The organism is Tardiphaga sp. GW821-FHT12E02 (genome assembly GCF_058807155.1).
Window position 1 is genome coordinate 669,200 of sequence record NZ_JBXAQK010000001.1, and the last position, 12,498, is coordinate 681,697.

The window sequence follows — 12,498 nt, forward strand, 5'->3', positions numbered from 1 at the left end:
TTTGCGCCTCCTCACCATGAGGGTGGGGTATGGGAGCGCAAAACAAAAAAAGCACCGCCGTTTCCAGCGGTGCCTTTGATTGTCAGATCTCTTCGCCCTTACGTATTCATCGAATCGAAGAATTCCGAATTGCTCTTGGTGTTGCGGAGCTTGTCGAGCAGGAAGTCGATGGCGTCCATGGTGCCCATCGGATTGAGGATGCGGCGGAGCACATACATCTTCTTGAGCAGCTGCGGATCGGTGATGAGTTCTTCCTTGCGCGTACCCGAGCGCGAGATGTCGATCGCCGGGAAGGTGCGCTTGTCCGAGACCTTGCGGTCGAGGATGAGCTCGGAGTTGCCGGTGCCCTTGAACTCTTCGAAGATCACTTCGTCCATGCGGCTGCCGGTATCGACCAGCGCGGTGGCGATGATGGTGAGCGAGCCACCCTCTTCGACGTTACGCGCGGCACCGAAGAAGCGCTTCGGACGCTGCAGGGCGTTGGCGTCGACACCGCCGGTCAGCACCTTGCCGGACGACGGCACCACGGTGTTGTAGGCGCGGCCGAGGCGGGTGATCGAATCCAGCAGGATCACGACGTCGCGGCCGTGCTCGACCAGGCGCTTGGCCTTCTCGATCACCATTTCGGCGACCTGGACGTGGCGGGTGGCCGGTTCGTCGAAGGTCGAGGAGACGACCTCGCCCTTCACCGAACGCTGCATGTCGGTGACTTCTTCCGGACGTTCGTCGATCAGCAGAACGATCAGGTAGCATTCCGGATGATTGGCGGTGATCGAGTGTGCGATGTTCTGCATCAGCACGGTCTTGCCGGTGCGCGGCGGCGCCACGATCAGAGCGCGCTGGCCCTTGCCGATCGGCGCCACGATATCAATCACGCGGGGTGAGAGATCCTTGCGGGTCGGGTCTTCCAGTTCGAGGCGGAAGCGCTCGTTCGGGAACAGCGGCGTCAGGTTGTCGAAATTGACCTTGTGCTTGGACTTCTCGGGATCCTCGAAGTTCAGCGTGTTGACCTTGAGGAGTGCGAAATAGCGTTCGCCTTCCTTCGGGCTGCGGATATGGCCCTCGACGGTATCGCCGGTGCGCAGGCCGAAACGGCGGATCTGCGAGGGCGAGACATAGATGTCGTCCGGGCCGGGCAGGTAATTCGCGTCCGACGAGCGGAGGAAGCCGAAGCCGTCGGAGAGAACCTCGACGACGCCTTCGCCGATGATGTCGGTTTCCTGCAATGCCAGCTGCTTGAGGCAGGCGAACATCAGCTCCTGCTTGCGCATGGTGCTGGCATTTTCGACCCCCAGCTCTTCCGCAAACGAGACGAGCTCGGCTGGCGTCTTGGCCTTGAGGTCTTGAAGTTTCATTTCCCGCATTGGGGGTGGTCCTGTGGAAGATCGGAGGGGGAGTGCAAGCTGCTGGAAAAGGTGCGGACGCCGAAATGTCACGAGAGTCCGCAGGTCTCCGGCAACGAAGTCTTGAGCAGTGAAGGTGCTGAAGAGACTTCAAGCCTGATGTGCCGGCCGGCGGATTGAAAAGCCGGAACGAACCACATCGCCTGCGTCGGGTGGGAGAACTCGAACATATGGGACATCCGCCCAACGCGCAAGATCGCTGGAAGTGCCAGAGAGGCAGAAAATCTCCGCTGTGTCCCGAACGCCAAGGCTAAAACGGCTTCACCACCACCAGAATCACGATCAGGATCATGAGGACGGTCGGTACCTCATTGATAATCTTGTAGAATTTCGCGCTGCGCGTGTTGCGGTCGAGGGCGAAGTCGCGCACCCGGGCGGTCAGGAAGCCATGGACGCCGGACATCAGCAGCACCAGCAGCAGTTTGGCGTGAAACCAGCCGGACGTGTACCAGCCGGCCGACCACATCAGGTAGAGCCCGAAAATCCAGGTCGCGATCATCGCGGGATTGATGATGGCCTTGAGCAGGCGGCGCTCCATCACCTTGAAGGTCTCGGACTGCTTGGAGCCGATCTCCGCATCGCAGTGATAGACGAACAGCCGGGGCAGATAGAGCATCCCCGCCATCCAGGAGATGACGGCGATGATGTGCAGAGCTTTCGCCCATTCATACATTGCTAAGCCTTGCCCGCTATCAGGGTGTCACGGTCTCGATGGGGAACATCTGCCGGGGATCACGGTTAGCCGCAAGCAGGTTATCCGCGCCCTGCACTCATGAACCCCTTCCTCTAATCTATTATTAGATTCTTAAGGTTTGAGTCTGTTTGGCCGTGGATTTGGCCCGAACAAGACCGTCCCCGCGTCATCCCAAGCTTGTGCACATCGGGATCTGAATCTTCTGCGAGTCCTCTTGCGATCGACAAAGATCGGCAGCGCAGGGACTTCTGGCCGGTTCGGCAGGGATTCCGCAGAGACAAATCCACATAACCCCAGTATTGTCCGAAAGGTCGCCGAACGGTGTCCCCGCTGGCAGGCCTGTGAAGAAAAAGCCGGGTTATCCCGACCGCCTCGCCACCGCCGCCGATTCCGCTGAAAAGCTCCACAGCGATCCACAGAACACACAGGGTTATGGTGCATACCACCGGCAGCTTTTTTCACCTCCATCTCGTCTCCGATTCCACCGGCGAGACACTGATCACCGTGGCCCGCGCGGTGGCCGCGCAATATTCCAATGTGACGCCGGTCGAGCACGTCTATCCGCTCGTCCGCAGCCAGAAGCAGCTCGACCGGGTGCTGACCGAGATCGAGGAAGCGCCGGGCATCGTGCTGTTCACGCTGCTGGAAAAGGATCTCGTGGCGCGGCTGGAGGCCAAGTGCCAGGAGATCAATTCGCCGAGCCTGTCGATCATCGGCCCGGTGATGCAGCTGTTCCAGAATTACCTGGGTGCCTCGACCTCCGGCCGAGTCGGCGCGCAGCACGTGCTGAATGCGGAATATTTCAAGCGCATCGACGCGCTGAACTATTCGATGATGCATGATGACGGGCAGCATACCGATGGGCTGGAAGAGGCCGATGTCGTCCTCGTCGGCGTGTCGCGCACGTCGAAGACGCCCACCTCCATCTATCTCGCCAATCGCGGCGTCCGCACCGCCAATGTTCCACTGGTCCCCGGAATCCCTATTCCGGCCCAGCTTGAGACCTTGAAAAAGCCTCTGGTCGTCAGCCTGCATGCGACACCGGAACGCCTGATCCAGATCCGGCAGAACCGTCTGCTGTCGATCGGTAGCGATACGACCAATGACGATTATATCGATCGGCAGTCGGTCACCGAAGAGGTGACCTATGCGCGCAAGCTCAGCGCCAAATATGGCTGGGCCTTGCTGGAAGTGACGCGCCGCTCGATCGAAGAAACCGCGGCGGCGATCATGAAATTGCTGGCGGATCGCCAGCGGCAACGGATGCAGGAATGACCATCTGGCGCGGCGAACAGCCGCTGATCCTGGCGTCGCAAAGCGCGGCGCGACGCATGCTATTGGCCGGCGCCGGCATCACCTTCGACGCAGCCCCTGCGGATATCGACGAGCGCGGCATTCAGCAGCGCTCGAATCTGACCGCACCCGGCGATATCGCAGCCCTGCTGGCCGAGCAGAAAGCGGCGTTTGTCTCGCTGCGGCATCCCGGCCGCTATGTGGTCGGTGCGGACCAGACATTGTCGGTCGGCGATCGGCTGTTCAACAAGCCTGCGGGCCGCGACCAGGCTGCGCAGCAATTGCGCGATCTCGCCGGCAAAACGCATGAGCTGCATTCGGCGATCGCTGTTGCTTGCGATGGCGCGACATTATTCTCTCATGTCTCGGTGGCGCATATGACCATGCGTCAGCTCGACGATACCGCCATCGACGCTTATCTCGATGCCGCCGGCGACAAGGTGACGACGAGCGTCGGTGCCTATCAGCTCGAAGGTCTCGGCGTGCATCTGTTCGAATTGATCGAGGGCGATCACTTCACCATTCTCGGCCTGCCGCTGCTGCCGCTTTTGAAATTTCTGCGTGGCGAAGGCATGATCGGGATCTGAACAAATCATCACCGTCATTGCGAGCGCAGCGAAGCAATCCAGAAGCCACGTGAAGAAAGAGCTGGATTGCTTCGTCGCAAGGGCTCCTCGCAATGACGAAAGAAAAGGGAATGGGAATGCGCGTCCTGGGGCTGACCGGTTCGATCGGCATGGGGAAATCGACCACCGCCAAATTGTTCGTGGAAGCCGGTGTGCCCGTCTATGACGCGGATGCCACCGTGCACATGGTCTATGAGAACGAGGCCGTGCCGCTGATCGAAGCGGCGTTTCCCGGCACGACAGCGGACGGCAAGGTCGATCGCACCAAGCTCTCGCCGCTGGTCGTTCACGATACGGATGCGATGAAGAAACTCGAAGGTATCGTTCATCCCCTGCTCGCCCGGCATCACAAGAAATTCCTCGACGATGCCGAAGCGTCGGGTGCGCCGATTGCCGTGGTCGATGTTCCACTGCTGTTCGAAACCGGTGGCGACAAGCGCGTCGATGGCATCGTCGTCGTCTCCACCGATGCCAAGACGCAGCGTGCCCGCATTCTCGCGCGCGAGGGCATGACCGAGGAAAAGCTCGACGCCATTCTCGCGCGGCAGCTTCCTGATGCCGAAAAGCGCAAACGCGCCGACTTCGTGGTGGATACCTCGCATGGTATCGAGCCCGTGCGCGCCCGGATCGCTGAAATTCTTGTCGAGGCTGCTAAACTGCCCCGACGTCGCCCTTGATTTGCTGAGCCGAGAGACCGATGCGCGAAATCGTCATGGATACGGAGACCACCGGCCTCGATCCGCTGCGCGGCGATCGGCTGGTGGAAATCGGCTGTCTCGAAATCTTCAACCGGATGCCGACCGGCCAGACCTTTCACGTCTACTGCAATCCTGAACGCGACATGCCGCAGGAGGCGTTCAACGTTCACGGCCTGTCGGCGGAGTTCCTCTCCACCAAGCCGCTGTTCCATGAAGTAGCGAATGATTTCCTGGAATTCATCGGCGATTCGCCGCTGGTGATTCACAACGGCTCATTCGATCTCGGCTTCATCAATATGGAGCTGGACCGCATCAAGCGCCCGCCGGTGCCGCGCGATCGCCTGGTCGACACATTGCTGCTGGCGCGCCGCAAACATCCGGGCGTGTCGAACCGGCTCGACGATCTCTGCGCCCGCTATTCCATCGACAATTCACGCCGCACCAAGCACGGCGCTCTGCTCGACTCCGAGCTGCTGGCCGAGGTCTATATTGATCTCGTCGGTGCGCGGCAGTCGTCGCTGATTCTCGCGGAAGACGCACCGATCATGGTGCGCAGCGGCTCCGGCGATACACCGCGTCGTCAGCGCGAGATCGCCCTGTCGCCGCGGGTGACGGAGGACGATCGCGCGACGCATCGCGCCTTTGTGGGCACGTTGGGTGACAAGCAGATCTGGTCGGAGTTCTGGGGCGAGCCGGACAAGGCGGCTTCGTAGCGCTCTGCCGTCGTCAGTTACTCAAAATGTCATCGCCCGGCTTTGACCGGGCGATCTAGTAAACGGCGCTGTTGCGTATGGTCACGCAGGCCAGTGTCTACTGGGTCGCCCGGTCAAGCCGGGCGACGACAGTCGTGGTGTCAGTTCGCCTGGCCGGCTTCTGCCTGCTGGCGCTCGAGATTCTGGCGATACAGGCCGACGAAATCCACGGGATCCAGCATCAGGGGCGGGAAGCCGCCATCGCGCACCGCGGTGGCGACGATCTCGCGGGCGAACGGGAATAGCAGGCGCGGGCATTCGATCATGATCAGCGGGTGCAGGTTTTCCTGCGGCACGTTGACGATGCGGAACACGCCGGCATAGGCCAGTTCGAACGAGAACAGCACCGAGCCCTTGGCGTCGGCCTTGCCTTCGATGGACAGCGTCACTTCATATTCGGTGTCCGACAGATTGTTGGCGCCGACATTGATCTGGATATTGATGTTCGGCTGCTGTTCCTGCGGGGCCAGCGAGCCCGGGGCATTCGGGTTCTCGAAGGAGAGATCCTTGGTGTACTGGGCCAGCACGTTGAGCTGGGGGGGAGACGCCTCGGGAGCGTTGCCGTTGCCGTTTGCCATGTCGAAAATCTCCTGAAGCGCCGCCGGGCGGCTTTGCCGATTCGCCGCGAAAAGCCGCGTCAGGCGGCCCCTCTATGCGGGCGAGTGGCTATCATAGGCCTGCGGTATCCGACAAGGACGGCAGCGCCTGATTGTACTGGGCCATTGGCCGAGAATAGCTCCAGATCACCCCGCCAAATCGCCCTAACCGGCTGATATGCCGCGGCTTCCGTGGCCCGGCGACGTCGGGGCAAGCGAACTTGTCGGCCCGTCCGGCGTTATTGCCGTCCGGATCGGGGCCGCTTTGCCGCAGGCCCTCCGGGGAGCATGCCATTGGCTCGACTAGGTTTCATGTCTAGATGGGATTGTGCCGCCAATGATGTATCGTGTTCCGCGGCACCTTCTTTGATCAGAAAGCGACAGACGTGGACATTTACACCATCATCTTCCTGGCACTGGCGGTCTTTATCTTCCTGCGCCTGCGCAACGTGCTCGGACAGCGCACCGGGGAGGAACGTCCGCCCTTCGACCGCAGCGCCCGCGAAGCAATGCCGCCGGAAGGCAATGTGGTGTCCATGCCGGGCAGCCCGATCGACCAGACCCAGCCTGCCCCGGCTGCCGAAATCTCGCCGGCCGAACGCTGGAAGGGCATCGCCGAACCGGGCACGCCGCTGGCCGCCGGCCTCGATGCCATTGTCGAGCAGGATTCGTCCTTCGATGCGCGTCACTTCCTGACCGGTGCCAAGAGCGCCTACGAGATGATCGTGCTCGCTTTCGCCAATGGCGATCGTCGCGCGCTGAAGGATCTGCTCTCCACTGAGGTGTTCGACAGCTTTGATGCCGCGATCAAGGAGCGCGAGACGAACGAGCTGAAGACCGAGACCCGCTTCGTCTCCATCGACAAGGCGGAGATCGTGGGCGCCGAGGTCCGCGATCGTTCGGCGCAGCTCACCATCCGTTTCGTCTCGCAGATGATCTCGGCGACGCGCGACAAGGCTGGCAATGTCGTCGATGGCAATGCCGAGAGCGTGTCTGATATCACCGACGTCTGGACCTTTGCCCGCGACATTTCCTCGCGCGATCCGAACTGGAAGCTGGTTGGCACCGGCGCTGGCCAGTAAGTCCCGGCGACACGCGGCGCTTGCCGCGTGTACCGCCATGTGCGTCGTCACTCTGCTGGCGGGCGCAGCGGATGCACGCAGCCTCAATCACAAATACAAAAGCCGCGGACATTCCGAGGCTTATGTCCCGCGCTACAATCCGGTGCGGGAATTCCCGTTCGAATTCCCCGGCAGCCAATATATGCCGGTGCCGTGGACGGAGATCGCAGGCTGGACCGACGACGATCCGCGCGATGCGTTCAGCGCGTTTCAGGCAAGCTGTCGCCCCATCGCAGCCCAGCGCAAACCATCGACGGATTCCAAGACACTCGGCGATTCCCTGCGCGAGGCCTGCGCTGCTGCGAAAGCGGCGGATGTGAGCGACGCCGCGAAAGCGCGCAAATTCTTCGAAGCCAATTTCCAGCCTTTGCGCATCTCGCGGCTCGGTGAGCCTGAAGGATTTGTCACCGGCTATTACGAGCCGATCGTCGATGGCTCCAAGACAAAGACCGATGTCTATACGGTGCCGGTCTATCGCCGCCCGTCGAACCTGTTCGTGCGCGGCTATAATCAGGCGTCATCCAGCCTGCCCAATAATGGCGACGTGTTTCGCAAGATCGGCCGCCGCAAGCTGGTGCCTTATTATGATCGTGCACAGATCGAGGACGGTGCCATTGCCGGCCGCGGGCTGGAGATCGCCTGGCTGAAGAGCCAGACGGATCTGCTGTTCTCGCAGATCCAGGGCTCGGCGCGCGTGCGGATGGAAGACGGCAGTTTTGTTCGCATTAACTACGATTCGCACAATGGCTATCGCTATACGCCGGTGGGCCGCGTGCTGATCGAGCGTGGCATCATTCCGCGCGAGCAGATGTCCATGCAGCGCATCCGGCAATATTTTGAAGAGAATCCGGAAGCGGCGAATGAAGTGCGCCGGCAGAACAAGGCATTCGTGTTCTTCCGCGAAGTGCAGCTTGCCGAGAAAGATGAAGCGGTGGGCGCGCAGGGCGTGCCGCTGACGCCATGGCGCTCCATTGCCGTCGACAAGGCGCTGCATGTCTATGGCACGCCGTTCTTTGTCGAGGGCGAATTGCCGATCGACACCGAGATCTCGAAGACGCCATTCCGCCGCCTGATGGTGGCGCAGGATACGGGCTCGGCGATCGTCGGGCCGGCGCGCGCCGACCTTTATTTCGGCGCCGGCACCGAGATGGGCCGCATCGCCGGCCGCATCAAACATCCCGCGAAATTCGTGATGCTTGTGCCGAAGAGCCTGGATCCCACCGCGCGCGGGCACAACATGCCGCTGCCGGATGCACGGCCTTCGGCAAAGATCGCAAAACTGTTTCCGCAGACGCCGGCGAGCGAACCGACGAAGGTCGAGCCTGCAAAGACCGAAATCGCCAAGGCGGAGCCGCCGAAGCCAGAACCTGCAAAAACAGAACCGGCAAAAACCGAGGCGGCGAAACCCGACGCGCCGAAGGCACCGGCGGTGACGCCCGAAAAGCCTGCCGTCGCCAACGTCGAGCCGGTGACGGAGGCCAAACCGGCGCCGGCCACCGTTCCACTGCCCGCGCCGAAGCCGGTTGAGCTTGCGGCCGTGGCGGTCCCGGCAGCGGCCGCCGCAATCCCGATGCCGGAAGCGCGGCCGCCATCGGCACCGCAACTGGCAAAGACCACTCCGCCTGAAGCGAAACAGGAAGCCAAGCCGCGGCGTGCCACGTATAAGCGGCGTATCCATCGTCGCGCGCCGGCACAGTCGTCGTCGCCCTTCCGTTTCTTCTGGCAATGAAGCGCTCGCGTCCCCCGCAGATCATCGATCCGCCCCGCCGCCGTCATCGTCCTCTCACCGAGGACGAACGCGTGCTGTGGGAAGGCGTCGCCAAGCAGGTGAAGCCGCTGCGCAAGCGGACGCGCGTGGTGAAGATGGATGTGCTCGCGGTCGAGACTGCGCCAGCGCCGCTACCGCCGATGTCCCGCAAACTCGTGGAAGCGCCGCCGGCGAAGGTCGTGAAACATCCCGATCCGCCACTGCCACCGCTGACGACGCTTGGTCGCCGCGAGCGTTCGCAATTGTCACGCGGCCGCAAGGAGATCGATGCCCGGCTCGATCTGCACGGCATGACCCAGGAGCGCGCGCATCGCGCACTCGTCACGTTCCTGCAGCGCGCAAGCTATGACGGCATGTCGTTCGTGCTGATCATCACCGGCAAGGGCCGCACCGGTGGGCTGGACTCCGAGCGCGGCATCTTGCGGCGTCAGGTGCCGATCTGGCTCGGCCTGCCGGAGTTTCGTGCGCTGGTTGTGGGATTTGAAGAAGCGCATATCGGGCACGGTGGTGCCGGTGCGCTTTATGTAAGGGTGAGACGGGCGCGATAGATGCTCCAATTGTCATCACCCGCGAAAGCGGGTGATCCAGTAAGCGCCGGCAGAGTGTAGTTAGTGAGAGCGAGTCTACTGGATCGCCCGGTCAAGCCGGGCGATGACAGTGAGAGTGTGTAGCGGTTACAGAATAAACCGGCTGAGATCCGTGTTCTTCGCCAGATCCCCCACATGCTTCTGCACATAATCCGCATCGATGCGGATCGTCTCGCCATGCTTGTCCGGCGCGGTGAACGAGATTTCGTCCAGCACCCGCTCCATCACCGTCTGCAGCCGTCGCGCGCCGATATTCTCGACGGTTGAATTCACGGCGACAGCCACATCCGCCAGCGCATCGATGGCGTCGTCGGCAAATTCCAGCGTCACGCCTTCGGTCTGCAGCAGCGCCACATATTGCTTGATGAGCGACGCTTCCGGCTCGGTGAGAATGCGGCGCATGTTGTCCCGCGTCAGTGCATCGAGCTCGACGCGGATCGGCAGGCGGCCCTGCAGTTCCGGCAGCAGGTCGCTGGGCTTCGCGATATGAAACGCGCCGGAGGCGATGAACAGGATGTGCTCGGTTTTGACCGCGCCATGCTTGGTCGAGACGGTCGTGCCTTCGATCAGCGGCAGCAGATCGCGCTGCACGCCCTCGCGGGAAACCTCGCCGCCGCTGCGGCCGTCGCGCACGCAGATCTTGTCGATCTCGTCGAGAAACACGATGCCGTTGTTCTCGACGACGGAAATCGCTTCCTGCACCACCTGGTCATTGTCGAGCAGCTTGTCGGCTTCCTCGCTCACCAGTGGCTCATGGGCGTCCTCGACCTTGAGCCGGCGCGTCTTGGTGCCCTTGCCCATCTTGCCAAAGATATCGCCGAGCGAGATGGCGCCCATCTGCGCGCCGGGCATGCCCGGGATCTCGAACATCGACGGTGCCCCGCCCGATGACGACACCTCGATCTCGATTTCCTTGTCGTTGAGTTCGCCGGCGCGCAGCTTCTTGCGGAACGACTCCTTGGTCGCCGCACTCGCATTGGCGCCGACCAGCGCATCGACGACACGATCTTCAGCGGCAAGCTGCGCGCGGGCCTGCACATCCTTGCGCTTCTTCTCGCGGGTCTGGGCGATGCCGACTTCGAGGAGGTCGCGGATGATCTGTTCGACGTCCCGGCCGACATAGCCGACCTCAGTGAATTTGGTCGCTTCCACCTTGATGAAAGGCGCGCCGGCGAGCTTGGCCAGGCGCCGGGCGATCTCGGTCTTGCCGACGCCGGTGGGCCCGATCATCAGGATGTTTTTCGGCAGCACTTCTTCGCGCAGCAGCCCGGTGAGCTGCAGCCGGCGCCAGCGATTGCGCAGCGCGATGGAGACGGCGCGCTTGGCGTCGTGCTGGCCGACGATGAAGCGATCGAGTTCGGAAACGATTTCGCGGGGGGAGAAGTCGGTCATTCGCTCAGGGTCTCGATCGTCAGATTGCGGTTGGTGTAGACGCAGATGTCGGCGGCGATATCCAGCGACTTGCGGACGATGGTCTCGGCATCCTGGTCGGTGTCGGCCAATGCACGAGCGGCCGCCAATGCGTAATTGCCACCGGAGCCGATGGCCATCACGCCATATTCAGGCTCCAGCACGTCGCCGGTGCCGGTGAGCACCAGGGAGGTGGTCTTGTCGGCCACGATCATCATGGCTTCGAGCCGGCGAAGGTAACGGTCGGTGCGCCAGTCCTTGGCGAGTTCCACGGCGGCGCGGGTGAGCTGGCCGGGATACTGCTCCAGCTTGGCTTCCAGCCGTTCGAACAGCGTGAAGGCGTCGGCGGTGGCGCCGGCGAAACCGCCGATGACGTCGCCTTTGCCCAGTTTGCGGACCTTTTTGGCATTGGACTTGATCACGGTCTGGCCGATCGAAACCTGGCCATCGCCGCCCACCACGACTTTACCGTTCTTGCGGACGGTCAGGATGGTGGTGCCATGCCAGCCGGGCGACGGCTCTGACGATGCGGAAAAGTGGTTGTTCATGGGGTCCCTCGTGAGGGTCTGATCTAGGCACGGGCGGGGGCGGATGCAAATGCGGCCGATGGCATGTGAATTCTGCGCACCCTCCGCTCCGTCGTCCCCTCTCCCGCTTGCGGGAGAGGGTTAGGGAGAGGGTGCCTCCGCAGCCTCCGGCGTTTGTGGCGGCCCCTCTCCCTAGCCCTCTCCCCACTGCGCTTCGCTTGTGGGGCGAGGGGACTGACGGTGTTTGTAGCTGCCCCAAGCCATGAATTTCCGCTCACCATAGCCGCAAATATCGTCCTCTCCGGCCATGGCGCCGCTGTCATCCCTTTGTTAAAAGACCGCGTTTTCAGCGAGCAAGAGGCCCATTCGATGCGCAAGGCGACGATCAAGCGCGCCACCAAGGAGACCCAGATCGAGGTCTCCGTGAATCTCGATGGCACCGGTGCGTCCAATTCGACCACCGGCATCGGGTTCTTTGACCATATGCTTGACCTGCTCGCCCGCCATTCGAAGATCGACATCACCGTGAAGGCGGTGGGCGATCTCCATGTCGACTTCCACCACACCACGGAAGACGTCGGCATTGCCCTCGGCCAGGCCGTGAAGCAGGCGCTCGGCGACATGGCCGGCATCACCCGCTATGCCTCGGTCTATATGCCCATGGACGAGACCCTGACCCGGGTGGCGCTGGATATTTCCGGCCGCCCGTTCCTGGTGTTCAAATCCACCTTCCCGACCCACAAGATCGGCGAATTCGACACCGAGCTGGTGCGCGAATGGTTCACCGCTTTCGCCATGCAGGCGGGCGTGACTTTGCACGTCGAAACCCTATATGGCGACAATAGCCATCACATTGCCGAATCCTGCTTCAAGGGTCTGGCGCGGGCGCTTCGCACGGCAGTGGCCATCGATCCGCGCAATGCCGGCGAAGTGCCGTCCTCCAAGGGGCAGCTCGGCGGATAATACGCTCGTCATTGCGAGCGCAGCGAAGCAATCCAGAAAGCCAGAGACTGGATTGCTTCG

At 62.1% G+C, this 12,498-nt stretch carries 13 protein-coding genes; 8 read left to right on the forward strand and 5 right to left on the reverse strand.

From position 1 onward, the window contains the following. Positions 1–98: 98 nt before the first annotated feature. Positions 99–1,364: a transcription termination factor Rho gene (gene rho, locus AC1RQ5_RS03175; RefSeq protein ID WP_398481501.1), complete on the reverse strand. Its 1,266-nt coding sequence runs from the start codon at positions 1,362–1,364 to the stop codon at positions 99–101. A 289-nt stretch (positions 1,365–1,653) separates the two neighbouring features. After that, positions 1,654–2,076 (reverse strand): protoporphyrinogen oxidase HemJ, encoded by a 423-nt coding sequence (gene hemJ / locus AC1RQ5_RS03180; protein WP_493197060.1) that lies wholly within the window; start codon positions 2,074–2,076, stop codon positions 1,654–1,656. A gap of 456 nt (positions 2,077–2,532) precedes the next feature. On the opposite strand from hemJ, the gene AC1RQ5_RS03185 reads away from it, so the two are divergent. From AC1RQ5_RS03185 to dnaQ, 4 genes are all read left to right on the forward strand, one after another. Continuing rightward, complete coding sequence (locus tag AC1RQ5_RS03185) at positions 2,533–3,372, forward strand: pyruvate, water dikinase regulatory protein (protein ID WP_493203278.1); 840 nt, start codon at positions 2,533–2,535, stop codon at positions 3,370–3,372. Continuing rightward, positions 3,369–3,977: a Maf family protein gene (locus AC1RQ5_RS03190; protein ID WP_493197061.1), complete on the forward strand. Its 609-nt coding sequence runs from the start codon at positions 3,369–3,371 to the stop codon at positions 3,975–3,977. The genes AC1RQ5_RS03185 and AC1RQ5_RS03190 overlap by 4 nt, the downstream gene beginning before the upstream one ends. Before the next feature lie 116 nt (positions 3,978–4,093). Then, positions 4,094–4,693: a dephospho-CoA kinase gene (gene coaE / locus AC1RQ5_RS03195; protein WP_493203280.1), complete on the forward strand. Its 600-nt coding sequence runs from the start codon at positions 4,094–4,096 to the stop codon at positions 4,691–4,693. Positions 4,694–4,713: 20 nt separating this feature from the next. After that, positions 4,714–5,427, forward strand: coding sequence for a DNA polymerase III subunit epsilon (gene dnaQ / locus AC1RQ5_RS03200; protein WP_493197062.1), 714 nt, complete (start codon positions 4,714–4,716; stop codon positions 5,425–5,427). A 140-nt stretch (positions 5,428–5,567) separates the two neighbouring features. On the opposite strand, the gene secB is transcribed toward dnaQ, so the two are convergent. Next, a complete protein-coding gene (gene secB / locus AC1RQ5_RS03205) occupies positions 5,568–6,044 on the reverse strand; it encodes a protein-export chaperone SecB (RefSeq protein WP_398484249.1) in 477 nt (158 codons plus the stop codon). A gap of 404 nt (positions 6,045–6,448) precedes the next feature. Between secB and AC1RQ5_RS03210 the strand changes: the two genes are divergently transcribed. From AC1RQ5_RS03210 to AC1RQ5_RS03220, 3 genes are read left to right on the forward strand one after another with little or no spacing between them, the layout of a single operon-like run. Further along, complete coding sequence (locus AC1RQ5_RS03210) at positions 6,449–7,144, forward strand: Tim44/TimA family putative adaptor protein (RefSeq protein ID WP_493197063.1); 696 nt, start codon at positions 6,449–6,451, stop codon at positions 7,142–7,144. Positions 7,145–7,181: 37 nt separating this feature from the next. Further along, complete coding sequence (gene mltA, locus AC1RQ5_RS03215) at positions 7,182–8,912, forward strand: murein transglycosylase A (protein WP_493197064.1); 1,731 nt, start codon at positions 7,182–7,184, stop codon at positions 8,910–8,912. After that, positions 8,909–9,499 carry a Smr/MutS family protein gene (locus AC1RQ5_RS03220; RefSeq protein ID WP_493197065.1) on the forward strand — a complete coding sequence of 197 codons (591 nt, stop codon included), beginning with the start codon at positions 8,909–8,911 and terminating at the stop codon, positions 9,497–9,499. Before mltA ends, AC1RQ5_RS03220 begins: the two co-directional genes overlap by 4 nt. 126 nt (positions 9,500–9,625) lie before the next feature. On the opposite strand, the gene hslU is transcribed toward AC1RQ5_RS03220, so the two are convergent. Continuing rightward, entirely contained in the window at positions 9,626–10,930 is a 1,305-nt protein-coding gene (gene hslU, locus AC1RQ5_RS03225) for an ATP-dependent protease ATPase subunit HslU (protein WP_398484257.1), read from the reverse strand. Further along, positions 10,927–11,496 carry an ATP-dependent protease subunit HslV gene (gene hslV, locus AC1RQ5_RS03230; RefSeq protein ID WP_398484259.1) on the reverse strand — a complete coding sequence of 190 codons (570 nt, stop codon included), beginning with the start codon at positions 11,494–11,496 and terminating at the stop codon, positions 10,927–10,929. The genes hslU and hslV overlap by 4 nt, the downstream gene beginning before the upstream one ends. Before the next feature lie 348 nt (positions 11,497–11,844). Here hslV and hisB point away from each other — a divergent pair, with 348 nt between their 5' ends. Continuing rightward, a complete protein-coding gene (gene hisB, locus AC1RQ5_RS03235) occupies positions 11,845–12,438 on the forward strand; it encodes an imidazoleglycerol-phosphate dehydratase HisB (RefSeq protein ID WP_493197066.1) in 594 nt (197 codons plus the stop codon). Positions 12,439–12,498 lie beyond the last annotated feature (60 nt).